This window comes from Lutimonas vermicola (assembly GCF_038433205.1).
In the GTDB taxonomy this organism is placed as follows: domain Bacteria; phylum Bacteroidota; class Bacteroidia; order Flavobacteriales; family Flavobacteriaceae; genus Lutimonas; species Lutimonas vermicola.
Window position 1 is genome coordinate 816,731 of sequence record NZ_JBCDNA010000003.1, and the last position, 22,812, is coordinate 839,542.

The 22,812-nt window shown below is 37.9% G+C and carries 25 protein-coding genes; 11 read left to right on the forward strand and 14 right to left on the reverse strand.

Going from position 1 to position 22,812, the window contains the following annotated elements; all coding sequences use genetic code 11:
• Positions 1–115 precede the first annotated feature (115 nt).
• Both AABB81_RS15650 and AABB81_RS15655 read left to right on the forward strand, forming a co-directional pair.
• The gene (locus tag AABB81_RS15650; protein ID WP_342161505.1) at positions 116–2,302 is read left to right on the forward strand and encodes a glutamine synthetase III family protein; all 2,187 of its coding nucleotides are present in this window, start codon (positions 116–118) and stop codon (positions 2,300–2,302) included.
• Positions 2,303–2,545: 243 nt separating this feature from the next.
• The gene (locus AABB81_RS15655; protein WP_342161506.1) at positions 2,546–2,857 is read left to right on the forward strand and encodes a rhodanese-like domain-containing protein; all 312 of its coding nucleotides are present in this window, start codon (positions 2,546–2,548) and stop codon (positions 2,855–2,857) included.
• A gap of 31 nt (positions 2,858–2,888) precedes the next feature.
• On the opposite strand, the gene AABB81_RS15660 is transcribed toward AABB81_RS15655, so the two are convergent.
• From AABB81_RS15660 to alaS, 3 genes are read right to left on the reverse strand one after another with little or no spacing between them, the layout of a single operon-like run.
• Positions 2,889–3,851, reverse strand: a complete 963-nt coding sequence (locus AABB81_RS15660) for a GSCFA domain-containing protein (protein ID WP_342161507.1) — start codon at positions 3,849–3,851, stop codon at positions 2,889–2,891.
• On the reverse strand, positions 3,848–4,786 hold the full coding sequence (locus tag AABB81_RS15665) for a carboxylesterase family protein (RefSeq protein WP_342161508.1): 939 nt from the start codon (positions 4,784–4,786) through the stop codon (positions 3,848–3,850). The genes AABB81_RS15660 and AABB81_RS15665 overlap by 4 nt, the downstream gene beginning before the upstream one ends.
• Positions 4,758–7,373: an alanine--tRNA ligase gene (gene alaS, locus AABB81_RS15670; protein ID WP_342161509.1), complete on the reverse strand. Its 2,616-nt coding sequence runs from the start codon at positions 7,371–7,373 to the stop codon at positions 4,758–4,760. Before alaS ends, AABB81_RS15665 begins: the two co-directional genes overlap by 29 nt.
• A 119-nt stretch (positions 7,374–7,492) precedes the next feature.
• On the opposite strand from alaS, the gene AABB81_RS15675 reads away from it, so the two are divergent.
• The 6 genes from AABB81_RS15675 (at position 7,493) to AABB81_RS15700 (ending at position 11,752) form a co-directional block, all read left to right on the forward strand.
• Positions 7,493–8,464 carry a M23 family metallopeptidase gene (locus AABB81_RS15675; RefSeq protein ID WP_342161510.1) on the forward strand — a complete coding sequence of 324 codons (972 nt, stop codon included), beginning with the start codon at positions 7,493–7,495 and terminating at the stop codon, positions 8,462–8,464.
• Entirely contained in the window at positions 8,464–8,793 is a 330-nt protein-coding gene (locus AABB81_RS15680) for a MerR family transcriptional regulator (RefSeq protein ID WP_342161511.1), read from the forward strand. The genes AABB81_RS15675 and AABB81_RS15680 overlap by 1 nt, the downstream gene beginning before the upstream one ends.
• Positions 8,794–8,833: 40 nt before the next feature.
• Positions 8,834–9,424: a LemA family protein gene (locus AABB81_RS15685; RefSeq protein ID WP_342161512.1), complete on the forward strand. Its 591-nt coding sequence runs from the start codon at positions 8,834–8,836 to the stop codon at positions 9,422–9,424.
• A 66-nt stretch (positions 9,425–9,490) separates the two neighbouring features.
• A complete protein-coding gene (locus AABB81_RS15690) occupies positions 9,491–9,928 on the forward strand; it encodes a TPM domain-containing protein (protein WP_342161513.1) in 438 nt (145 codons plus the stop codon).
• Positions 9,929–9,992: 64 nt separating this feature from the next.
• Complete coding sequence (locus AABB81_RS15695; protein WP_342161514.1) at positions 9,993–11,045, forward strand: 2Fe-2S iron-sulfur cluster-binding protein; 1,053 nt, start codon at positions 9,993–9,995, stop codon at positions 11,043–11,045.
• Positions 11,046–11,074: 29 nt separating this feature from the next.
• On the forward strand, positions 11,075–11,752 hold the full coding sequence (locus AABB81_RS15700; protein WP_342161515.1) for a LysE family translocator: 678 nt from the start codon (positions 11,075–11,077) through the stop codon (positions 11,750–11,752).
• Here AABB81_RS15700 and AABB81_RS15705 read toward each other — a convergent pair.
• The 6 genes from AABB81_RS15705 to AABB81_RS15730 form a co-directional block, all read right to left on the reverse strand.
• Positions 11,749–12,612, reverse strand: coding sequence for a tetratricopeptide repeat protein (locus AABB81_RS15705; protein ID WP_342161516.1), 864 nt, complete (start codon positions 12,610–12,612; stop codon positions 11,749–11,751). The genes AABB81_RS15700 and AABB81_RS15705 overlap by 4 nt on opposite strands.
• 32 nt (positions 12,613–12,644) lie before the next feature.
• Entirely contained in the window at positions 12,645–13,085 is a 441-nt protein-coding gene (dut, locus tag AABB81_RS15710) for a dUTP diphosphatase (protein ID WP_342161517.1), read from the reverse strand.
• Positions 13,073–14,527, reverse strand: a complete 1,455-nt coding sequence (locus tag AABB81_RS15715; protein ID WP_342161518.1) for a lipopolysaccharide biosynthesis protein — start codon at positions 14,525–14,527, stop codon at positions 13,073–13,075. Before AABB81_RS15715 ends, dut begins: the two co-directional genes overlap by 13 nt.
• 133 nt (positions 14,528–14,660) lie before the next feature.
• The gene (gene rpmA, locus AABB81_RS15720; protein ID WP_342161519.1) at positions 14,661–14,921 is read right to left on the reverse strand and encodes a 50S ribosomal protein L27; all 261 of its coding nucleotides are present in this window, start codon (positions 14,919–14,921) and stop codon (positions 14,661–14,663) included.
• A gap of 25 nt (positions 14,922–14,946) precedes the next feature.
• Complete coding sequence (rplU, locus tag AABB81_RS15725) at positions 14,947–15,597, reverse strand: 50S ribosomal protein L21 (RefSeq protein ID WP_425287350.1); 651 nt, start codon at positions 15,595–15,597, stop codon at positions 14,947–14,949.
• Between the two features lie 13 nt (positions 15,598–15,610).
• Positions 15,611–16,480: a DMT family transporter gene (locus AABB81_RS15730; RefSeq protein ID WP_342161520.1), complete on the reverse strand. Its 870-nt coding sequence runs from the start codon at positions 16,478–16,480 to the stop codon at positions 15,611–15,613.
• 67 nt (positions 16,481–16,547) lie between these two features.
• Between AABB81_RS15730 and AABB81_RS15735 the strand changes: the two genes are divergently transcribed.
• From AABB81_RS15735 to AABB81_RS15745, 3 genes are all read left to right on the forward strand, one after another.
• A complete protein-coding gene (locus AABB81_RS15735; protein ID WP_342161521.1) occupies positions 16,548–16,940 on the forward strand; it encodes a heavy-metal-associated domain-containing protein in 393 nt (130 codons plus the stop codon).
• Positions 16,941–17,221: 281 nt separating this feature from the next.
• Positions 17,222–17,767, forward strand: a complete 546-nt coding sequence (locus AABB81_RS15740) for a hypothetical protein (RefSeq protein WP_342161522.1) — start codon at positions 17,222–17,224, stop codon at positions 17,765–17,767.
• 132 nt (positions 17,768–17,899) lie between these two features.
• Positions 17,900–18,226 (forward strand): hypothetical protein, encoded by a 327-nt coding sequence (locus tag AABB81_RS15745; protein WP_342161523.1) that lies wholly within the window; start codon positions 17,900–17,902, stop codon positions 18,224–18,226.
• 27 nt (positions 18,227–18,253) lie between these two features.
• Here AABB81_RS15745 and AABB81_RS15750 read toward each other — a convergent pair whose 3' ends face one another.
• The 5 genes from AABB81_RS15750 to mutY are packed head-to-tail and all read right to left on the reverse strand — an operon-like array spanning position 18,254 to position 22,810.
• Positions 18,254–19,336 (reverse strand): COX15/CtaA family protein, encoded by a 1,083-nt coding sequence (locus AABB81_RS15750; protein WP_342161524.1) that lies wholly within the window; start codon positions 19,334–19,336, stop codon positions 18,254–18,256.
• A gap of 23 nt (positions 19,337–19,359) precedes the next feature.
• Positions 19,360–19,929, reverse strand: a complete 570-nt coding sequence (gldD, locus tag AABB81_RS15755; RefSeq protein ID WP_342161525.1) for a gliding motility lipoprotein GldD — start codon at positions 19,927–19,929, stop codon at positions 19,360–19,362.
• Positions 19,930–19,931: 2 nt separating this feature from the next.
• Entirely contained in the window at positions 19,932–21,233 is a 1,302-nt protein-coding gene (gene gldE / locus AABB81_RS15760) for a gliding motility-associated protein GldE (RefSeq protein ID WP_342161526.1), read from the reverse strand.
• A 33-nt stretch (positions 21,234–21,266) separates the two neighbouring features.
• Entirely contained in the window at positions 21,267–21,704 is a 438-nt protein-coding gene (locus AABB81_RS15765; RefSeq protein WP_342161527.1) for a single-stranded DNA-binding protein, read from the reverse strand.
• Positions 21,705–21,751: 47 nt separating this feature from the next.
• Complete coding sequence (gene mutY, locus AABB81_RS15770) at positions 21,752–22,810, reverse strand: A/G-specific adenine glycosylase (RefSeq protein ID WP_342161528.1); 1,059 nt, start codon at positions 22,808–22,810, stop codon at positions 21,752–21,754.
• Between the last annotated feature and the right edge of the window lie 2 nt (positions 22,811–22,812).

Below are 22,812 nucleotides of genomic sequence, written 5' to 3' on the forward strand. Positions count from 1 at the left end.
AAATTATGGGGGTAAATATGTATATAAGTGGATAATTTTTATGAATACCCAATTATTATAGGGGTACATTTAAAAAATCAGTATTTTTATACCGTTAAAATTTAATTTTTAGTGTATGTCTACATATAGATCGAGGGCCCTGCAGCAAACTTTAAACAGGAAATCCATACCCATAAGTGAACCAAAGAACCGTTCGGCCTATTTTGGCAGCCATGTGTTTAATGAAGAAAGCATGCAACAGCACCTTACTAAGGAAGCTTTCCAAGGAGTCATGAATGCGGTGAAACACGGCTCAAATATCGACAGGAAAATTGCTGATCAGGTGGCTAATTCCATGAAGAACTGGGCCTTGTCAAAAGGGGTTACCCATTATACGCACTGGTTTCAGCCCTTAACAGGTGGAACCGCCGAAAAGCACGATGCCTTTTTTGAACTTGGAGAAGACGGCAAAGCATTGGAAAGGTTTGGGGGAAATGAACTTGTACAACAGGAACCTGATGCCTCGAGTTTTCCCAGCGGGGGAATCAGAAACACGTTTGAGGCACGGGGCTATACAGCTTGGGACCCGACCTCTCCGGCTTTTGTCTATGGCACGACTTTATGTATTCCAACGATTTTTGTAGCCTATACCGGAGAAGCGCTTGACAATAAAACTCCTTTGCTAAGGGCGCTCAATGCCATCGATAAACAGGCTACGGGAGTGGCCAGGTATTTTGATAAAAATGTATCAAAAGTCAATGCTTCACTGGGCTGGGAACAGGAATATTTTCTTATTGACAAAGCCCTCGTCCTGTCAAGACCTGACCTGGTCTTGACGGGCAGAACACTATTGGGGCAGTCATCTGCCAAAGGGCAGCAATTAGAAGACCATTATTTTGGAAGTATACCCCAAAGGGTCATAAGCTTTATGATAGAGCTGGAAACGGAGTGTATTAAGTTGGGGATTCCGGTTAAGACAAGGCATAACGAGGTTGCTCCCAATCAGTTTGAAATTGCTTCGATTCACGAAGAAGCGAATCTGGCAGTTGATCACAATTCACTTTTAATGGATATTATGGGTAAAGTGGCTTCAAAGCATCAGTTTAAAGTACTGCTTCACGAAAAGCCGTTTAAAGGAATCAACGGATCGGGAAAACATAACAATTGGTCCTTAACTACAGATAATGGCGTCAATTTGCTGAGTCCCGGAAAGACTCCTATGAGAAATTTGCAGTTTCTAACGTTTTTTGTGAATACGATCAGGGCCATTCATACCTACGAAGAACTTATGAGGGCAGAAGTGGCCTCAGCGAGCAATGATCATCGATTAGGGGCGAATGAAGCTCCTCCGGCCATTATTTCGGTATTTATAGGAGAGCAATTAACTTCGGTACTGAAAGAATTGGAAAATGTAACTGACGGAAAACTCTCACCCGAGGAGAAAACAGACCTTAAATTGAATGTGGTGGGTAAAATACCCGAGATTCTTTTGGACAACACCGACAGAAACAGAACCTCACCTTTTGCATTTACAGGGAATAAATTTGAATTCAGGGCAGTTGGATCCATGGCGAACTGTGCCAATTCGATGACGGTTTTAAATACCATAGTGGCCAAGCAATTAAAGGATTTTAAGGCAGAAGTCGATAAATTAATAGATAATAGATCCTTTAAAAAGGATGAGGCAATTTTTAACGTTCTAAGGGAATACATTAAACAATCGAAGAATATTCTTTTTGAAGGAAATAGCTATGATATAGAATGGGAAAAGGAAGCAAAGAGGCGAGGTCTTAGTAATAATAAAACAACACCGAAAGCCGTTAAGGCAAAGGTGAGTAAAAAAGCAATTGACCTTTACAGGGAAATGGAAGTTATGAACGAGAAGGAATTGCGCGCCAGGAAGGAGATTGAGCTGGAGGCATATTCTTTAAGAATTCAGATCGAAGGTCGCGTCCTGGGGGATGTGGCCATGAACCATGTTATTCCGACAGCAGTCAACTACCAGAACACGCTTATTAAAAACGTCAAAGGCTTAAAGGAAGTTTTCGGAAAAGAATTTGAAGCTGTGGCCAAAGAACAGATGGACCTGATCAAAAGGATATCTCAGCATATCTCGGGAATCACCAGTAAGACCAATGCTATGGTTGATGAAAGAAAGGCGGCGAATAAAACCCTTGACGTCGAGAAAAAGGCAATCTTGTATTGTGAAAAAGTAAAACCTTATTTTGAAGAGATCCGTTATCATTGTGACAAGCTTGAACTGATGATTGATGATGAATTATGGCCCTTGGTAAAATACAGAGAGATGCTTTTTACGCGCTAACAGGATTATGTTGTATACGATTGTCAGCGCTAATCACCTGATGTAAAAATTGAAGATGCACCACCTCATCATACCCCTGATTTCTTTATTGATGAGAGTGGTTTAACCTAAGGTATAAAGTCAATGGTAAATCTTACTTTAGATTGCATGAAGATATATGGAAAATAGAATTTGTAACCAGCGTTACATAATATTCATAGTTTTTTAAGACCTTTGCAGGAAATTTGTAATTCATAAAACAATATGGGAATATTTAATTTATTCGGAGGAAGTACAAGCGTTGATCTGGTTGAGCAGTATCTTGAAAAAGGTGCAGTGGTTATTGATGTGAGAACGATTGAGGAATTTGAAGAAGGACATGTACAGGGATCAAAGAATATCCCTTTGAATACCATCGGAAGCTATTTACAGGAGATAGCCGCTTTGAATAAGCCGGTAATTACCTGTTGCAGGAGTGGTGCCAGAAGCGGCTCAGCTGCTACCATACTCAAACAACATGGTATCGATGCTATCAACGGAGGGCCATGGGGCAACGTTGTGAATTGCATCAAATAAGGTGTTGAAAATCTTTTAAAAAAAGGGAGTGTTAGTCACTTCCTTTTTTTTTGAAATTTATCTGAGGGTATCTGGTTTGAAGATGTTCAATTTTAAGTTCCAGGCTTCTGAGGAATTTTTTATGGGCCTCAGATTCAGGATCAAACGGTTTATGCGACAATGATTTTTGAATATCTTCTATTTGAACCATCGTTCTAATAGAACTTTCACTGATCCATGAATTTTTAAACAATTCCCAGATATAGTCAACTGCCATTTCATTAGGATGAACCAGATCACTTTTATAAAACCTGTAATCTCTAAGGTCATCCATCATGATTTCAAATGCAGGAAAATAAGCTGCCAAACCATCTTCTTTTAATGCCTGTATGGCTGCATACAATAATGCTTTACTCAAAGTATTTTCAGTAAAACCATCTTTGAGGTGCCTCACAGGGCTTAGGGTAAAAATAAAAGACGCTTTTTTATTAATGCTTCTCACATAAGTGATGATTTGCCTTAAACTTATCTGGATCTCACGGGAAGTAAGGAGTTCTTTGGTGAAATATTTCTGTGGGATCTTATGACAATTCCCAACAATACGTCCATCCTTTTTCCACCTGTAAACCCAGGAAGTGCCTAAGGTAATGATCACATGTGAAGCCCTTTTAAGTTCCTGATATCCGATTTCTATTTCATTATTGATCCCTTGGAGAACAAGCTGTGGATCTCTTTGGTCAAAGCTACTGTGATGATCAAGACTGATCCATGCCTCTCCGTATTGCAGCAAATCATTTTGACCGTAAAAGGTCTGATTCACACATTTTTGAACAGCTGTTTCTATCGCCCTGGGATGAAAAAGAATACCGAAAGGGTTGGCATATGTGTTGAATTTGAAATAATTAAATTTCTCTACCATATGTTCCGAAAAGCAAGATCCCAGCAAGACCACATTCGACTGGTAGTCAATTTTAACCGATCCCGGTATACATTTTATCTCGGTTCTGAATTTCATTTCTGTTTGTTGGTCGTATCAATGTTCTGATCGTTGGTTTCAAGCCGGATATAAGCCTGAACAAACTTTTTATCAAGAATGAGGTCTTGTATAAACCTGTTGACCAGGTCAGTTTGTAAATAAGCGTCATCTGCCCAATCGTGATTTCCCTCAGGATCGAAAGCAAGTATAAAAGAAGTGCCTTGTTTTTTTAAATTACCGGTGATTGTCTCAGGGCCGTCAAGCATGAGGTAACCGGTACGGCCTGCTTCGCAATAGTGGTGAGGAGCAGTTGCATAGGGCACAAGTTCATCTTTTTTTCCATGAATAAATAAAGACGGGACAGCGTTTTTATTAGTGATATATGCGGCATTGGAAACAGCTCCTGAAAACGAGATCACTCCCGAAATATGAATTTCAGGAAGATGGCTGAATCGATAATCACTAGCCATAAAAGCAGTATGCAACACAGCTTCAGCGCCTGCACTGCTTCCAATGAGAACAATCGTATCTCTGTCAAAAACAAGATCGCTTTCCTTCTTCATAAATTGAAGCGCTTCAGAAAGATCTTCTGATGCAGCCACAAATGAGTTTATTTTTTTTTCGGTATCACAATCGCAATTGAACGGATCACCCTTTCGGGTTAACCTGTAACTAATGGAAGCCACGGCATAACCTTTTTCTGCCATACTCGTACAGAAATCACGCTCATATTTACCGTCTCTGTTACCCGATTCAAAACCACCGCCATGCATCAGGACCAATAGAGGGGGAGCTTTTTTATTTCCTGATTGAAAACTGTAAAAATCAAGTTCTAGGGTGTCTTTATAACTAAGTGTAACAATATCAACTTCTCCTGATTGGGAAAACCCCAATAAGGAAATCAAACAAACGATAGTTCCGATTATGTGCTTTTGCCCAAACATTTTAATTTTCAAGTATCTTTTCAGCCTCATCCAATGCCTGTTTCAGGCCTGAAGGGTTTTTTCCTCCCGCAGTGGCGAAAAACGGCTGGCCACCGCCTCCTCCCTGGATGAATTTTCCAAGTTCGCGAATAATATTACCGGCGTGTAAACTTTTGGTTTCAACCAGGTTTTTAGAAATATAAATAGTTAAGATTGCCTTTCCGTCGAGGTTTGAACCTCCGATAAAGAACAGGTTGTCAATTTCTCCCGCAATTTCAAAGGCGATATTTTTCATGGAACCGGCGTCAGTGTCAAGCAGCGCCCCGATAAAATTAACACCGTTGATCTCTTTTTTGTTTTTGATCAGGTCGTCTTTAAAAGATGCCGCTTTCAATTTATTTAACTGTTCAATTTCCTTTTTTAGCTTGTTGTTTTCCTCTTGCAGATTTTGTACAGATTTCAAAAGGTCAGCGGGGTTTTTAAGTACGGCTTTTATTTTTCCATAAGCCTCGTCCTGTTCAAAATAATAGTCCCTTGCAGCGTCATTGGTAATGGCTTCTATCCTCCTGATTCCTGAAGCTATCGCACTTTCACTCATGATCTTAAAATGCCAGATATCCCCGGTATTTTTTACATGTGACCCACCGCAAAGCTCAGTTGATTGCCCAAATTTAATTGTTCTTACGGTATCCCCGTATTTTTCACCAAAAAGCATTATGGCTCCCGATTTTTTCGCTTCTTCTAAAGGAACATTCCTGTTTTCCTCGAGCGAAATATTTTCCTGAATTCTTGCATTTACAAAATTTTCAATGCTTTTCAATTCTTCTGGACTCAGTTTTGAAAAATGCGAAAAATCAAACCTAAGGCCTTTAGAATGAACTGCGGATCCTTTTTGTTCCACATGGGTGCCGAGCACTGTACGCAGGGCTTGATGCAATAAATGCGTAGCCGTATGGTTAGACATTATTCTGGAACGATATTCCCGATCCACAATTGCTTTGAATTTTTGCGTGGGATCCTCAGGAAGGCTTCTGACATAGTGAAGAATCAGGTTGTTTTCTTTCTTGGTATCTAAAATATAGATTACATTGCCATTGCTCAATTCCAGATAGCCCTTGTCTCCGGCCTGTCCGCCTCCTTCGGGATAAAAGGGCGTCAAATTAAAAACCAGCTGGTACATGTCGCCATCTTTTTTAGATGACACTTTTCTGTATCTCGTAATTTTGACGTCAGCCTGTAAATAATCATAGCCTATAAATTCCTGTTCCACGTCATCCGAAAGGATATTCCAGTCATCGGTATCCACAGCGGCAGCTGCCCTTGAACGCGATTTCTGTTTTGACATTTCCTTATCGAATTCAGCTTCGTCAAAATCCATATTCCTTTCCCTTAAAATCAATGACGTAAGGTCTTTCGGGAAACCGTAAGTGTCATATAACTCAAATGCTTTCTTTCCTGAAATACGTTTCTCTGTAGTGTTTGAGATGATGGAGTCAAGCAGGATAAGGCCCTGATCAAGTGTTCTTAAAAACGAATGTTCTTCTTCTTTGATCACATTGTGAATCAGGTTTTTCTGAGACACTATTTCAGGAAAATTTTCACCCATTTGCGATTCAAGAACATTTGCAAGCTGATAAATAAAAGGCTCTTTTTTGTTTAGAAAAGTAAAGCCGTAACGGATGGCTCGTCTCAGGATTCTCCTGATTACATATCCGGCACCGGTATTAGAAGGCAATTGACCGTCTGCAATGGCAAAGGCCACCGCTCTAACATGGTCTGCTATAACGCGAATAGCAACATCTGTCTTTTCATTCTTGCCATAAACAGTATCGGTAATCGTCTCAATCTCTCTGATGATCGGATGAAAAACATCCGTATCATAATTTGACTGTACTTTTTGTATGACCATACAAAGCCTTTCAAAACCCATCCCCGTATCAACATGTTTTTCGGGGAGCTTCTCCAAAGAACCATTGGCTCTTCGGTTGAATTCCATAAAAACGAGGTTCCATATTTCAATAACCAAAGGATGATCCATATTGACCAGGTCTTTACCCGGTGTTAGGGCTTTCTCTTCGTCAGACCTGATATCTATATGAATTTCACTGCAGGGGCCGCAAGGTCCCTGGGCGCCCATTTCCCAAAAGTTGTCTTTTTTATTTCCTTTAAGGATCCTTTCGGCAGGTATATGTTTTTTCCAAAAATCATAGGCCTCATGATCAAAATCAAGCTGATCTTCTTTGTCTCCCTCAAATACGGTCACATAAAGGCTGTTTTTGTCAATTTTAAAAACTTCAGTCAAAAGTTCCCAGGCCCAGGCAATAGCTTCTTCTTTAAAGTAGTCGCCAAAGCTCCAGTTGCCCAGCATCTCAAACATGGTATGGTGATACGTATCCATCCCAACCTCTTCAAGATCATTGTGTTTTCCCGAAACCCTTAAGCATTTTTGAGTATCAGCAACTCTTGGATAAACCGGTTCTTTCTGTCCGAGAAAAAATTCTTTAAATGGATTCATCCCTGCATTGACGAACATAAGGCTTGGGTCGTTTTTGTTGACCAGCGGAGCCGACTGAACTATTTCATGCTGTTTGGAAGCAAAGAAGTTCAAAAATTGTTTTCTGATTTCCTGTGAAGTCATAAAATTTTATTAGAAGCGATATCTTTGAGATATATCAGAGACAAAAAAAAATTGTAAATTTGTTTTTTCTGCAGCTGATCTAGGCCAATTTTAGTTGCAAAAATAGTATATTTATAATTATGGCGAAGGTAAAATATTATTACGATTCTGATACCTTATCTTATAGGAAAATAGAGCTTAGGAAGCGAGATAAATTCAGAAAAATGATGGTTTTTGTTGTGGCTTCGGCCATGATGGGAGGATTGATCGTTTTTTTTATGTACCAGTTCGTTGAATCTCCAAAGCAGAAAGTGCTTAAGCGTGAATTGGAGAACATGAAACTTCATTATGAGCTGTTGGAAAAGAAAATGGCCCAGGCAGAGGAAGTACTTGATGGAATTCAAAAAAGGGATAATAATATTTACAGGACTTATTTTGAAGCCAATCCCATTCCCGAAGAGCAGAGAAAAGCAGGGTTTGGAGGAGTGAACCGTTATAAGTCCATGGAAGGATTTGACAATTCTCAAATGATCATTAATGCGAGAAGAGACCTGGACATTCTTTCGAAACAATTATATGTTCAGTCCAAATCATTAGACGAGATCATTGATCTTGCCAAAGACAAAGAAGAACTGCTGGCTTCAATACCTGCGATTCAGCCCGTGAGTAAACAGGACCTTACAAGAATGGCTTCAGGTTTTGGATGGAGGCTGGATCCTTTTACCAAGGCGCGAAAAAGGCATAAAGGGATGGATTTTACATCTCCAAGGGGAACACCTGTTTATGCAACGGGTAACGGAAAAGTGTTAAGAGCAGATTCAAACTCTTCCGGTTATGGCAAACATATCAGGATAGACCATGGGTTTGGTTATATAACCCTTTACGGGCACCTTTCAAAATACAATGTAAAAAGAGGGCAGAAAGTTAAAAGGGGTGACCTGATTGGTTACGTCGGAAGCACCGGTCGCTCTCAGGCACCTCATTTGCATTATGAGGTCCGCTATAACAAACAACAAGTTAATCCTATCAATTTTTACTATGGTGATTTGTCACCACAAGAGTTTCAGGAAATGTTAAAAATGGCTTCGCAAGAAGGGCAATCACTTGACTAATGCAAATAGACCTTAAGGATAAAAGATATTATAAAATTGGCGAAGTGGCCAAGGCTTTTGGAGTAAACACTTCATTGATTCGGTTTTGGGAAAATGAATTTGAAGTCCTTAAACCAAAAAAAAATAAAAAAGGGAACAGATTATTTACCCCTGAAGATCTTGAAAATCTAAAAATGATTTATTATTTGGTAAAAGAAAAGGGTTTTACCCTTGAAGGGGCCAAAAATAAACTTAAGGAGAATCCGGATGAGGTTTTTTCAAAGCACAAGATTATTATGAGACTGGAAGAGATCAAAAACGAACTTGTTCAAATCAAGAACCAACTTTAAAATTTAACAAGAACCAACTTTAAAATTTAAATAGAATATTATGAAAAAATGGCTTCCCTTAATTATTATCGTAGTGATCATTATTGGCATATTCCAATGGGGTATTGGCTTGAACAACACTATGGTTGAAAAGCAGGAAACTGCTAAAACCCAATGGGCCAACGTAGAAAGTGCCTATCAAAGAAGATCAGACCTGATCCCTAATCTTGTGAATACAGTTAAAGGTTATGCTGATTTTGAAAAAGAGACCTTGGAGGCTGTCATCCAGGCTAGGGCCAATGCAACAAAAACAACCATTGACCCTTCGAATATCACTCCTGAACAAATGGCTGCTTTTCAGGAATCTCAAAATTCACTATCAGGCGCCTTGAGCAGATTGATGGTAGTTGTTGAGAGATACCCGGATCTAAAAGCAAATCAAAACTTTTTGGAATTGCAAAGTCAACTGGAGGGAACCGAGAACCGTATCAATGTTGAAAGAAATAGGTTTAATGAACAGGCAAGGGATTACAACGTTTATGTAAGAAAATTTCCTGCAAATATAGTAGCCGGATTTTTAAATTTTGAGCCGATGGCATTATTTCAAGCTGCTCCCGGAAGTGAACAGGCGCCAACAGTAGATTTTAATTGATGCTCAGATCATATTAACTTAGGGCCAAAGCATCTCTTTGGCTTCTTTTTTATCATGTAGGAACTTATGGAAGTAGAACAATTTTTAACAAACCAGGAGGAGCAAGAGATCATCGAAGTTATCAAGGAAGCGGAAAGGAATACGTCTGGCGAAATCAGGGTTCATTTGGAGAAGAGCCTCGACAGGGAACCTATTGCCAGGGCTCAGGAATTATTTTATCTATTGGGAATGGATAAAACAGCTGATAAGAATGGTGTTTTATTTTATGTCGCTGTTGATGATCATAAATTTGCCATTATCGGTGATGAAGGGATTGATAAGGTAGTTCCGGATAACTTTTGGGAAAGTATAAAGGATGAAGTGATCAACGAGTTTGTAAAAGGGAATTCCAAAGACGGATTGGTCAAAGGAATACGCCATGCAGGAGATAAATTAAAAGAATACTTTCCTTATAACAACAAGGACAACAACGAGCTCTCTGATGAGATTTCGAAGCATCATTAGGAATTAATTACTACAGATATCGTAAAACAATTTCGTATTTTTGTAAACAAATTATTAAGCTTCAATGTCAATATTTCATCAACTCCGCGTAAAGGAGGTAAGAAGAGAAACTGTCGACGCCGTATCAGTGGCATTCGATGTCCCCAATGAGTTAGAAAAGGAATTCAGGTTTTCACCCGGTCAGTATATCACAATTCAAAAAGATTTGCAGGACAGTCTTTTGAGAAGGGCCTATTCCATATGTTCTTCTCCCGATAGCGGAGAACTAAGAGTGGCTATAAAGGAGGTTGATAAAGGCAGGTTTTCACACTTTGCCAATCAAGTTTTAAAACCAGGAGACCTGCTGAATGTTGCAGGCCCTGAAGGGCGATTTGTTCTCGAGACAAATGAGAAGCATCAAAAAGATTATTTGGCTATTGCCGCCGGTAGCGGTATCACGCCTGTCATCTCTATGATTAAGGCTGTACTGCAGAATGAAAGCAAAAGCAGATTTGCTTTAATTTATGGCAGTAAATCAAGTGATAAGACCATTTTTAAAAAGGAACTCGATTCATTGGTGGCTTCCTCTGAAGGAAGGTTGAAAGTTCAATATGTTTACAGTAAAATCATTAGTGATAAGGCATTGTTTGGCAGGATAGACGGTAAAATGGTCAAAGGACTTTTAAAATCTGATTTTTCGGGATATAACTTTGACACTTATTTTCTTTGTGGCCCTGAAGAAATGATCGATGATACAAAGAAGGTTCTGTTGAAAAATGGCGTAAAAGAAGAAGCTATAAAGCTGGAATTGTTTAGTGCAACGTCTTATAAAAAAGAAGTCACAAAATCACTGAGTGGAAACGTAGAGATTACAGTTGTTCTCGATGATGAAGAAACTACTTTTGATATGAGGATGGATGAACTTATACTGGATGCTGCAATTGCCAAAGGCCTTGATGCTCCCTACTCATGTCAGGGAGGGGTTTGCAGCAGTTGTCTGGCAAAAGTTGTTGAAGGCACTGCGCTTATGGAAAGAAATACTATTTTAGATGCTGATGAAATTGAGGAAGGTTTGATTCTAACCTGTCAGGCTCACCCCACCACCTCAACTATAAAAATTGATTACGACGACGTATAGTATTTTCTGGAAAATTTAAATTTTACCCTATGATCAATGAATATATCAATGCGGTATTATTAGGTTTCGGACTGGCCTTTATGGTAGGGCCGGTGTTTTTTACATTGATAGAAACAAGTATTACCAAAGGATTTCGTGCTGCTTTGACATTTGACCTTGGAGTGGTATTGGCCGACGCAATGTTTATTACCATTTCTTATTTTGGGAGTGTTACTATTTTACAAAAAATACAGGACGATCCAAGGATTTTTATGATTGGAGGCTTTGTGCTGGTATGTTATGGGTTGTACACTATTTTTTATCAAAAAACCAAAAAGATAGTTACAGACAAGGATTTGGTAGTCGTTGAATCAAACAATTATCCCGGTCTCTTTCTTAAAGGATTTTTTTTAAATACGATTAATTTTGGCATGCTGGCTTTTTGGCTGGCCGTAGTGATAGCGGTAAGTTCGAATTTTCAGGTGGATTCGGGAAAGGTCTTTAATTATTTCGCTGTCGTCATCATTACGTTTTTGTTAACGGATGTTGTTAAGATTCTTGCTGCTAAACAGTTAAAGGAAAAATTGACACCTGTTGTTTTAAGGAAGATCCGTCATGTTCTGGGTATCTTTTTTATCGTTTTCGGAATCATACTGGCTACGAAAAGGTATATTCCCCAAAAAACCATTGATAGAATTGATAATGTGATCGAAAAGGTGAGGTCTTAATTATTTTGAACCTTGAGATTGTATTTATCTGCCACTTTATTAAAGACTTCAAGTTTGTCCTGATTTTTTAGATCCTTATACATATAACCGATTTTTTTTGCCGCATCAGCCCTGTAAGGAGAATTCTGCGCAGTATAAATAGTATAGGCTCTGATCAGGTGGTCCAGTCCGGCTTCTTCCTGATCATGTGTGTATAAAATAAGACCTAATCCATAGTACCCCTCTGGATCTTCAGAATAAATTTCGATGAATTTGTTATAATACGTAACGGCCTCTTGATATTGTTTGTTCAGATTATAGGTTATTGCAATATTGAGCAAAGGAAGCCTACCCTCTGGGTAGATCTCAAGCGATTTTAAATAAGCCTCAATGGCTTTTTCGTATTGTTCGTTTTTACGGTAACTGATCCCCATATTGTCCCAGGCAAAAGCAAAGTTAGGATCAATCTCAACTGCTTTTGTGAATTTTATTATGGCATTTTCAATATCACCGTCATTGATGTATTCCATCCCGTCATCATAGGCTAGTTGTGCAAGTACGTTATCAGAAGATGCGTATTTAAATTTTTTGTTTTCTGTAAAGGCTAACTCTTTAAGTGGCTGACAATGTTGAACCAAATAGTTTTCCACCATCTTATAATTCATGTCAAGATTTTGCTGTTCAGTACTACCTTGAGCAGCATTTTCTAACGATTTTTTGATACAGGCCTGGATATTTTGATTTTTGTTTTCCAGTGAGGATTCGATTTCTGATATACACTCACAGGCATCTGTTGATGCAGCAAGCAGTTTATCTTGATTTTTATCCTGGGCATACCCGAGTGCAAATGCGAATATTAAAATATATTTAATTATTTTCAAAAGAAGGATATTTTTAATGTGTTCTGTTTTGTTTAAATACCTGTGCTGCCAAATCCGCCTTGTCCGCGTTTGGTCACATCTAGAACGTTTACTTCCTCCCATTTAGTATGTACATACCTTGCAATTATCAATTGTGCGATCCTGTCACCGTCATTTATACTAAAGTTTTCATTCGATAAATTGACCAGAATGACGCCAATTTCACCCCTGTAATCGGCATCAATAGTGCCGGGTGCATTCAGTACACTTATGCCGAATTTAGCGGCCAGTCCGCTTCTAGGCCGTACTTGTGCTTCAAAGCCCGGAGGCAGGGCTATAAATAAGCCTGTTTTAACAACAGCTCTTTCTAATGGTTTGAGGGTAACATTTTCGCTTAGATTGGCTCTTAGGTCCATCCCGGCAGATGAGCTCGTTTCGTATGCAGGGGTAGGATGAGCTGACTTGTTGATGATCTTGATGATTACGTTTTCCATATTTGTTTAATTTCAGATTTTTGAGTCCAGATGGTGATACTTAAGAAAATCAGAATGATGGCAGTTGAAATGAAATAATTGCCTCTAAAATAACTAAATGACACATAACTGCCCGCAATGGTTACCAATAAAGTGAAAAAAATGGGTTTTAAAGGATAAGGAATATGATAATATTTTTTTCCGTAAAAATAACTCAGCAATGTAATAGAGCAATAAGTGATTAAGGTTGCCCAGGCCGAGGCCATATACCCGATTTTTGGAATAAATACAACGTTAAAACCAATGGTAACAAGCGCCCCAATAATTGAAAAATACATGCCATAACGGGTTTTATCGGTGAGTTTGAACCATACCGCAAGATTGTAATAAATACCAAGAAACAAATTGGCCAACAGAATCACGGGTACAATTTCAAGTGCATTAAAATATTCTGATTTTCCCAATAACAGCAGGGCAAACTGATCTATAAATCCCACGATGATGATCATGAACAGGGCACCAAAAACGATAAACCAGTTCAAAATCCTGGCATAGGTTTGCCTTGCATTCTTTTCTTTGGCCTGATTAAAAAAGAAAGGTTCAGCACCCATTTTAAACGCCATGATATACAATGACATAAACACACCTAATTTATAACAGGCGGCGTAAATACCCATTTGTTCTTTGCCCAGATATTTGGTAAGCAGTAATTTGTCGAGGTTCTCATTTGTTACATAGGCCAGGCTGCTCACCATGATGGGTATTCCATAGGCCAGCATCTGGTAGAGTATTTTTTTATCAAATCTGAATTTGAATTTAAAGACCAATGGGAACAAAAGCAAAAAGGTGACAATGCTGGCGATTAAATTCGAGATGAAAATATAAAGCACTAAAGGATTATTGCTAAAACCACTGGCAATAAAACCTGGCACATAATTTCCATGGGCCAAAGCATTGGGCACATATAAAAGAAAATACAAATTGAAAATTGCAAAAATGACGACGTTCAATACTTTGTAAAAAGCAAATTTTATAGGCCGGTTGTTAACCCTGAGATAAGCAAAGGGAATCACCACCAAAGTGTCAAATGTTGTAACCAGAATCAAAATTTGTAGTGGCAGCGGGCTTGAAAAACCCAGGTAAAAAGCTATAGTTTTACTAAAAACAAAAGCAATGACCATAAAAAGAAGGGTAGTAAAGAGCAAGCTAAGAAATGCCGTTGAAATTACTTTGCCTTTTTCCTTTTCTTTTGTAAAGAATCTGAAAAATGCAGTTTCCATTCCGTAAGTAAGGAGTGCGTTGAAATAAGCCGCATAAACAAAATAGATAGTACTTTCGGCATATTTTTCAGACACTAAGGTATTGGTATGTAATTTCACCAATATGATGTTGATGGCCCTTGGTAAAACGGCGGCAATCCCGTAAATAATAGTATCCCTGAAAAACCGTTTTAAAGTGCTCAATGTAGAATCGATTGAATGATCATCAACAAAAATAAAATTTATGAAATACAAATGGTGAAATATGCCGAAAATCTTTTAACATAAAAAAAGCCCTTGCGTGTGCAAGGGCTTTTTTTAATTTTCTAACCAAGAATTAAGCTTCAATTGGTTCAATAGATACATATGATCTATTGTCTTTTTTCTTAGTAAATTTTACAATTCCATTTACTTGTGCATGTAAGGTATGGTCTTTACCCATATATACATTTTCACCCGGATGATGTTTGGTGCCTCTTTGACGAACTAGAATGTTTCCAGCTAATGCGCCTTGACCACCAAAGATTTTTACTCCTAATCGTTTCGATTCTGATTCTCTACCGTTCTTAGAACTACCAACACCTTTTTTATGAGCCATGATCTAATATTTTTACTGGATTAATTTATTTTTTTGGGCTTTCTTCTTTTTTTGCAGCTGGTTTTTTAGCTGCTGGCTTAGAAGCTGCTTTTGGAGCTGCTTTTTTCGGAGCTGCTTTTTTCGCAGGAGCCTTTGCTTCTTTTGTTGCTGTTTTTTTCGCAGGAGCTACTTTTTTAGCTGCTACTTTTTCCTCAGCTTTTGATTCTTCAGTTTTCGCAGCGGCTTTTTTGGCCGGAGCTTTAGTTGAAATACCTTCTATCTGGATTTCAGAAAGATACTGGCGATGGCCATTTTTCTTTTTAAAACCTTTTCTACGTTTCTTTTTGAAAACGATTACTTTATCACCTTTAAGATGACCCAGAACTTTTGCAGTTACTACTGCATTTTCTATAACTGGGGCGCCAATAGTAATTTTGCCATCATCAAGTAAAAGAACTTTGTCAAAGGAAACTTTCGCTCCTTCTTTCTCTTCCAAGCGATGAACAAAAACCTTTTGGTCTTTAGCAACTTTAAATTGCTGCCCTGCTATCTCTACAATTGCGTACATGGATTTATGTTTTTGCTTTAAATAAAAATTATTGCCCATTCCATTTAGGCGGGTGCAAATATACATCTTTTTATTAAATGGTAAAAACTTTTTAAAGGCATTATTTCCATAAGAATCTGGTTCACACATATGCACGGACCGTTCATTTTCCTTTATTGGTTAGATATACCCCGAGAAGTATTAATGTACCTGCTAAAAATTGACCAAAGTAGAGTCTTTCACCATCTATTACTCCCCAAAACAGGGCAACGATTGGAATAAGATAGGTTACCGAACTTGAAAATATTGGGGATGTCATTTGGATCAGCTTATTAAACAAGGTTTTTGCCATGGCTGTTCCGAAAACCGACAATAGTAAAAGGTAAAGCAAGGAAGGTTTAGCTTTCTCAATGTAGACTAGTTCAAAAAAGCCGGTCCACCAAAGTACGATCAAAGCAGGGATAAATATAACAACGAAGTTTCCGGTAACAATCGTGAGCGCATTCAGGTCATTGAGATGCTTTTTAAGGATATTCACGTTAAAAGCATAACCAATGGAGGCAAAAACGATTAATACAGCATAAGAATAGTTTTGATCAGGGTTTAGTTCTGCCCCTTTTAAAATAAGGACCAAAGCCCCTATCAATCCAATGATCACCCCTGTAAGTTGCTTTCTTAAAAAACTAAAACCAAAAAAAAGCGCTCCGACGAGCAAGGTATTAAGCGGTGTGAGTGAATTAAGAATGGATACAACAGAACTATCAATTTTTTGAACCGCAAAAGCAAACATAAATGCGGGGAAAAATGATCCGATAAAAGCAGTTATGACAATGTAGTACCATTGCTTTTTATTAACTTTAGTAATATTTTTAAATCCGATGGCAAAAAGCGTAAGAGCAGTAAAAATAATTCTAAGGGATCCGACTTGAACAGGGCTTAAATATATCAGAGCTTTTTTCATCAAAATGAATGAACTGCCCCAAATAAATGCCAGCAGAATCAGTATAAACCATCTTGATTGTTTGTTATTCATGGTTTAAGGTGGCTTGGGTAATCAATATAATGCTTATTTTTGTTCAAATATTATAAATATTGAAGAGGTGAAAGTACTCATTAAAATTTTTCCGATAGTGATGTTAGTGTTGTTTTTTATTTCTTGTGAATCAAGAAAGGAAACAAAACAAGAAGTAAAAGAAGCTTTTGAAACAACTGCCGTTGCTCAAAACATACGACAGGTAAAAGTTGATATCAAAGGCATGACCTGCGAAATTGGATGTGCCCGATTGATTCAGTCAAAATTATATAAAGCTGACGGTGTTACTTTTGCTAAAATTTCATTTGAAGATAGCTCGGGCATTATAAGTTTTGATCAGAACAGAATAAATGAAGATAGGATTAAGGCTGTTATTGAGAATACAGCCGGAGGAGATATTTACTCGGTAGCCTCTATTGAGGAAATCGATGTTGTTCCTCAGAGTGACGAAATACAATAACTTATGCATTTTGAGAATGAAATATTAGAAATTTGCGAATTATACTTAACCCTAAAGCTATTGGTGGATTAATGGTTGAAGCTTCTGTTGGAGGACAGAGTTTTAAATACAAGCCTGGAATTAATTGAGAATTTCCGGTTTAAGTATGAATCTTTTTTTGAAAGGGACTCTTCGAGCTCCTTTTTTTTATGGATGATATCCTTTATTAAGGGTTTCTAAAATTGTTTTTTAACCCAGAAAGTATTTATTTTGTTTATAACATTAACCAAATCTTATTTAAAATGAAAATTGTAAAATTATTTTTCGTATTTGCTGTAGTGAGTATGATTACTTTTTCTTGTAAGGAATCAAAAAAAGAAGAAGTTCAGGATGATGCATCGGTTGAAATGACCGAAGAAGGATCAGAAGCTGCTGGAAGTGTTGAAGCTGAATCAAAGGGTCTTGAACCTTTGGCTGTTCCTGAAGGTGTAATTGCTGAAGAGCTGGCCGATACTCCAGTTGTTTATCCTGGATGTGAAGGATCTTCTGAAGAAATCAGGGCTTGCAATAGGGAGAGTTTTATTAGTTTTTTGAAAAATGAATTTGATAAAGAGCTTGCAAAGGAAGCAAACCTAAAAACCGGGGATTATGAAATACGAAGTGTCGTTCATGTTGACAAGACCGGTAAGGTTTCTACATTGAGAATCACGGCCCCAAATAAGGCCTTAGAGACCGAAATGGAAAGAGTAATGGCAAAAGTTCCTCAGGTGGTGCCTGCCACTGAAGCCGGTGAAGCTATTGGAGTTACTTTTATGGTTCCGGTAAAATTTCAAGTTGAAAAATTGTAGAACGGATCTTATTCTTATCAAAAAAACCTGAATTCGTTCAGGTTTTTTGTGTTTTAAACTGGGATACTTCAGAATTTCTTCATATTTGTTTCTGTATATTGCGCGCTAAATATTAACTTAAAATTAACAACTATGAAATTGATCAAAGGAATTTTTGTAATTGCCTTAGTAAGTGCACTTACATTTTCATGTGACCAAACTAAAAAAGAAGCAACTGATGCTGTGGATGCAGTTGAAAATGCTGCTGACGCTACTGCTGATGCAGTAGAAGACGCTGCTGATGCTACAGCTGATGCAGTTGAAGGAGCTGCAGAAGATGTACAAAAAACTGTTGACTCTGTAGCAGCAGATGCAGAAAAAGTAATTGATTCTGCAAAAGCAATGGCTACTGCTGTAAAAAAGTGTGAAGGTAAATGTGCCAAAGACGGCAAATCATGTGACGGAAGCTGTAAAGCTTAATACGTCTTCTTCATAAAGTTTTAAAAGCTACCCCTGTGGTAGCTTTTTTTTGCTCCAGATTGAAATTTTCTTTCTTAAAGAATAATATAAAAATAAAAGGCTGATAACGTAAAGAATGCCTACTAACTGATGCAACGTCCCATATACAAGAGGGATTCCGGTTTTAATCTTCAAAAGGGTCATGATACCCAAAAAAACCTGAAATACCACCAGAAAGTAAGAAACAGTTAACCATTTGATGGCACTTGTATGAACCTTATTCCTTTTTTTATGATAGAAATAAACGGTCAGCAGTAATATGATATACGCTAATAACCTGTGAACAAACTGAACAAGAGCCGGTGCAAAAGCAAAACGATCATAATTTGTTAGATTATGTAATGTCCAGTTATTCTTGTCAAGCAATACCTCCGGAATAAACGCTCCATTCATTGAAGGCCAGCTTGCATAATATAATCCGGCCCTCATTCCGGCCATCAATCCGGCAAAGATCAATTGTAAAGTTGTGAAAGCCAGCAATATCATGACAAATCTCGTATGTCCCTTTTTAGGTTTGTTTTCCATGAGATACACATCGGCTATGCATTTGACCATGGCTCCGATGGTCAATACCGCCAACATAAAATGCAAGGTAAGTTTGTAGGCATTTACCCAGGGTCTGTCAACCAATCCGCTTAATACCATAATCCATCCTGCAGAAGCCGTCAGGGCAGTCAAAAACACAACCAAAGAAAGTCTTTTGATCAGAAAAATGTCTATTTGCCTACGAATGACAAAAATGATAAAAGGGATGAGAAAAATAATCCCAAGGGTTCTGACCCAAAGCCGGTGCATATATTCCCAGAAGTAGATGAATTTGAAATCCCTTAAAGTAAAGTCGGCATTGATCTTGTGGAACTGGGGTGTCTGCTTATAAAGTTCGAAAAGCTCCAGCCATTGTTGCTTGTTCATGGGAGGGATCACCCCTGTAATAATGTCCCAACTGGTAATTGATAAGCCTGAGCCTGTAAGCCTTGTTATTCCGCCAAGTATTACCTGTCCTATAAGCATGACAAGACCAGTAAGAAGCCAGAATCTAATCGTTTTGGTATAGAGATATTTTTTCCTCAATGTAAATTGTTAATGAATTAGTTTTAGTTTTTCCATTCCATTGATTCGATCATGCGTATGATGTCGTTCTGCAAATAATTTATGGCAGGCCTGATAGAATCATAATTGGGTTGTACATCAAAATAGACTGCACCTGTTATAAAATGATGCGTACTGTCAGTCACATGAAACTGAATGGGTGATGCGGCATTACCGGTGACTTCAAAAATTGAGCCATAGACTTTTCTCTCTTTGTTTGCGTATGGGGTAGAGCTAATACCATCTGCCTTTATCGTATGATTGAAAGTTAATTTTTCAGCTTCCAGAAAAAGCTCTTTTAAATTTTCTTCTACCGGCCGGTAAGTCATATTGATCGAAGCTTTTAAGTTGTAATAGTCTATGTTTACCCAGCATTTATTGTTGACTTTGACATCAGTAACAATTGATTTATCAAAGCTATATGGGCAATCAGTGACAATGGTTTCGTATTCCGGGGAAGGATATTCCAGTCTTAACTGGGCCTTTGGCTTGGGCAATGAGTCTTCTTTACATGAATTCATCACCGGGATGCAAAGGAAAATCATAAAAACAAGTTTAACTATAGGTATCTTCATGGTTATTTTTTCTTCATGGGCAGGGTAACTTTGACCTGCTTGATTCTTTTTTTATCTATGGCTTCAATTGTAAAAGTGTAATTTTTAAAATAAATTTTGTCATTCTTTTTAGGAAACTTACCCGTAATTTCCAAAATGAATCCAGCCAGAGTTTCAGCTTCGAGCTTATGCTCTTCAAAAATTACTTCCTGAACTTGAAGGACTTTGTAAAAATCTTTCAGGGTTATTTTGCCTTCAAAAACATAGTTGAATTCGTCCAGTTTTGAATAGGAGAGATCATTTTGGTCAAACTCATCGGAGATGTCACCTACGATTTCCTCAATAATGTCCTCAAGGGTAATCAGCCCTGAAGTTCCTCCGTATTCATCCACCACGATGGCCATGTGATTTTTCATTTCCTGGAATTCTTTCAGAAGGTCATCCAGTTTTTTGTTTTCAGGCACAAAAAATGCTTCTCGGATAATTTTTTTCCACTGAAAGTTTTTCTTGTTTAAATGTGGTATCAGGTCTTTCGTATACAGGATACCAATAATCGTGTCAATATTTTCTTTGTAAACAGGAATTCTGGAATGTCCCTTTTTTATGATTTTTTCAGTGATTACATTAAATTCCTCATCTGATGACAAGGCAAAAATATCCATTCGAGGGCACATGATCTGAGAGGTGTCTGTGTTTCCAAAATTCACAATGCCCTGTAAAATCTTTTTCTCCTCTTGTGTTGTGGCGCCTTTGGAAGTTAGTTCCAGGGCCTGGGATAATACTTCCACAGAAAAATCTGATTGCTTTTTACTCAATTTCCTCTCCACGATATTGGTAAGTGCCAATAGGGGTCTGCTCAAAAAGGATAGCATAGAGTTTAAAAACAACATGGGCTTCGCCATAAAAGCGGCAAAACCATATGGGTTTCTACTGGCATAAATTTTTGGCAAGACTTCACCAAACAAAAGGATCAGGAATGTAACAAGAACAATTTCCAAAAGAAATTTAAGGAGCTCAGATGACATGTTGCCGAAGTAATAATCACCTACATAGGTAAACAGGAGGATAAAAAGGATGTTGATGAAATTATTAGAAATCAGTATGGTCGCCAAAAGCTTTTTAGGGCCTTCAAGCAATTCCTTAACCTGATTGATATTTTTGTTGTTTTCTTTTTCCAGATCCGCCTTCGAAAGAGAAAAATAGGCTACTTCAGTACCTGATATAACGCCGGAAATTGCTAAAAGAATAACCAATGAGGCAATACCAATGGTCGCTTGCCATCCTAATTCAATAGCCATAAAAAAACTTGCGGGTTCGGGATCCAAATAATAATATTTTAATTTATACTAATTTAAAAATTAAAACGGAAGGTCATCCGCGGCGTCACTCAAAGGAGGTGCACTGGTTGTTTTGTTTTCAATTGGTTCAGTAGTGTTACTTGGAACCGGGTTATTCAGATCTTTTTTTGTTGTTAAAAAGGTCATATCCAGTGCATGGATTTCAGTAGAGTATCTTTTTACGCCCTCCTGCTCCCATTGACGCGTCTTGATTTTTCCTTCTATAAAAACCCGGTCGCCCTTGCTCAAATATTTCTCGCACAATTCAGCCAACTTATTTCTTACCACAACATTATGCCACTCAGTAGTAGTTACTTTTTCTCCGGTTTGTCTGTTGCTATATGATTCGTTCGTGGCAACGGGAAATCTTCCTATACAATTTCCCCCTTCAAAATAGTGCATTTTAACCTCGTCTCCCAAATGCCCGATAAGCATTACCTTATTTAATGAATTTGCCATATATAATTTAATTATAATCAAAGATAGAACAAATTGAAATGCAGGGCTTAATTCAGACTTTGATATTTATCAACAAAATTCTGAAGTAATACCGGTAAAGCCATCTGCTTCAAATCTTCCCATGCAACAGGGTTTTTAAATCGCCCTTTAGGTTTAATGATCCAAAAAGAAGCATAAAGTGTTTGATGCGTTAATTTATGCAAAATCGGGAATTCATTATACTTTTTGATTGAATAGGTTCCTTCAATCATCAGGTCCCTGTGAATAAAATGCTCGAGCTCAGTTTCATCTTCAAGAATTTGTTCTGTTTCATAAAGTGGAAATTCAAACAGGTTCATCCAAATATCTTTTTGATGCCGCTGTTTTAGAATTGTCGATTCACCATTGTCGTCAACCACCAGATAGTTGAAATATCGTTTTTTGACTGTTAGTTTTTTAAGCTTTACAGGGAGTTTGTCGATGGTTCTTTTTTGCAGTGCATAGCATGAATCATTAAAGATACATGAGTCGCATTTGGGGTTTTTTGGTGTACAGACCAGGGCTCCGAATTCCATAAGTGCCTGATTGTAGGTGCCCGGATCTTCGGTATGCAATAATTTTTGGGCCAAAAGTTTGAACTCTTTAATACCTTTTGACTCGTTGATTGGCGTGCTGATTCCAAAAACCCTTGACAACACCCGATAGACATTTCCATCTACTACTGCATGGGGCTGATCAAAAGCGATGGAGGCTATCGCCGAGGCAGTGTAATCTCCTACACCTTTTAATGAGATAAGTTCAGCATAAGTTTCAGGAAATTGACCCTGGTATTTATCGACAATAATTTTTGCGGTCGCGTGCAGGTTTCTGGCCCTGGAATAATAACCAAGTCCCTGCCATAATTTCAGAATATGCTTTTCATCGGCTTTGGCAAGGGCAAAAATATCAATAAATTCATTTACAAATTTCTCATAGTATGAGGTGCCTTGCGCTATTCGCGTCTGTTGTAAAATGATTTCAGACAACCAGATCAGATATGGATTCTTAGAGCTTCTCCAGGGTAAATCACGTTGATTGATTAAATACCACATTATTAATGCGTTAGAAAATTTAGAATTTACCGTCATTT

Coding starts and splice junctions, on each gene's coding strand:
- dut (WP_342161517.1), bottom strand. CDS start 13,085: ATGGAAAACGTAATCATCAAGATCATCAACAAGTCAGCTCATCCTACC.
- AABB81_RS15695 (WP_342161514.1), top strand. CDS start 9,993: ATGTCAATATTTCATCAACTCCGCGTAAAGGAGGTAAGAAGAGAAACT.
- AABB81_RS15690 (WP_342161513.1), top strand. CDS start 9,491: ATGGAAGTAGAACAATTTTTAACAAACCAGGAGGAGCAAGAGATCATC.
- mutY (WP_342161528.1), bottom strand. CDS start 22,810: ATGACGGTAAATTCTAAATTTTCTAACGCATTAATAATGTGGTATTTA.
- AABB81_RS15655 (WP_342161506.1), top strand. CDS start 2,546: ATGGGAATATTTAATTTATTCGGAGGAAGTACAAGCGTTGATCTGGTT.
- rplU (WP_425287350.1), bottom strand. CDS start 15,597: ATGTGTGAACCAGATTCTTATGGAAATAATGCCTTTAAAAAGTTTTTA.
- AABB81_RS15665 (WP_342161508.1), bottom strand. CDS start 4,786: ATGAGGCTGAAAAGATACTTGAAAATTAAAATGTTTGGGCAAAAGCAC.
- AABB81_RS15700 (WP_342161515.1), top strand. CDS start 11,075: ATGATCAATGAATATATCAATGCGGTATTATTAGGTTTCGGACTGGCC.
- rpmA (WP_342161519.1), bottom strand. CDS start 14,921: ATGGCTCATAAAAAAGGTGTTGGTAGTTCTAAGAACGGTAGAGAATCA.
- AABB81_RS15730 (WP_342161520.1), bottom strand. CDS start 16,480: ATGAATAACAAACAATCAAGATGGTTTATACTGATTCTGCTGGCATTT.
- AABB81_RS15680 (WP_342161511.1), top strand. CDS start 8,464: ATGCAAATAGACCTTAAGGATAAAAGATATTATAAAATTGGCGAAGTG.
- AABB81_RS15660 (WP_342161507.1), bottom strand. CDS start 3,851: ATGAAATTCAGAACCGAGATAAAATGTATACCGGGATCGGTTAAAATT.
- gldD (WP_342161525.1), bottom strand. CDS start 19,929: ATGAAGATACCTATAGTTAAACTTGTTTTTATGATTTTCCTTTGCATC.
- alaS (WP_342161509.1), bottom strand. CDS start 7,373: ATGACTTCACAGGAAATCAGAAAACAATTTTTGAACTTCTTTGCTTCC.
- AABB81_RS15745 (WP_342161523.1), top strand. CDS start 17,900: ATGAAATTGATCAAAGGAATTTTTGTAATTGCCTTAGTAAGTGCACTT.
- AABB81_RS15765 (WP_342161527.1), bottom strand. CDS start 21,704: ATGGCAAATTCATTAAATAAGGTAATGCTTATCGGGCATTTGGGAGAC.
- AABB81_RS15740 (WP_342161522.1), top strand. CDS start 17,222: ATGAAAATTGTAAAATTATTTTTCGTATTTGCTGTAGTGAGTATGATT.
- AABB81_RS15685 (WP_342161512.1), top strand. CDS start 8,834: ATGAAAAAATGGCTTCCCTTAATTATTATCGTAGTGATCATTATTGGC.
- AABB81_RS15675 (WP_342161510.1), top strand. CDS start 7,493: ATGGCGAAGGTAAAATATTATTACGATTCTGATACCTTATCTTATAGG.
- AABB81_RS15650 (WP_342161505.1), top strand. CDS start 116: ATGTCTACATATAGATCGAGGGCCCTGCAGCAAACTTTAAACAGGAAA.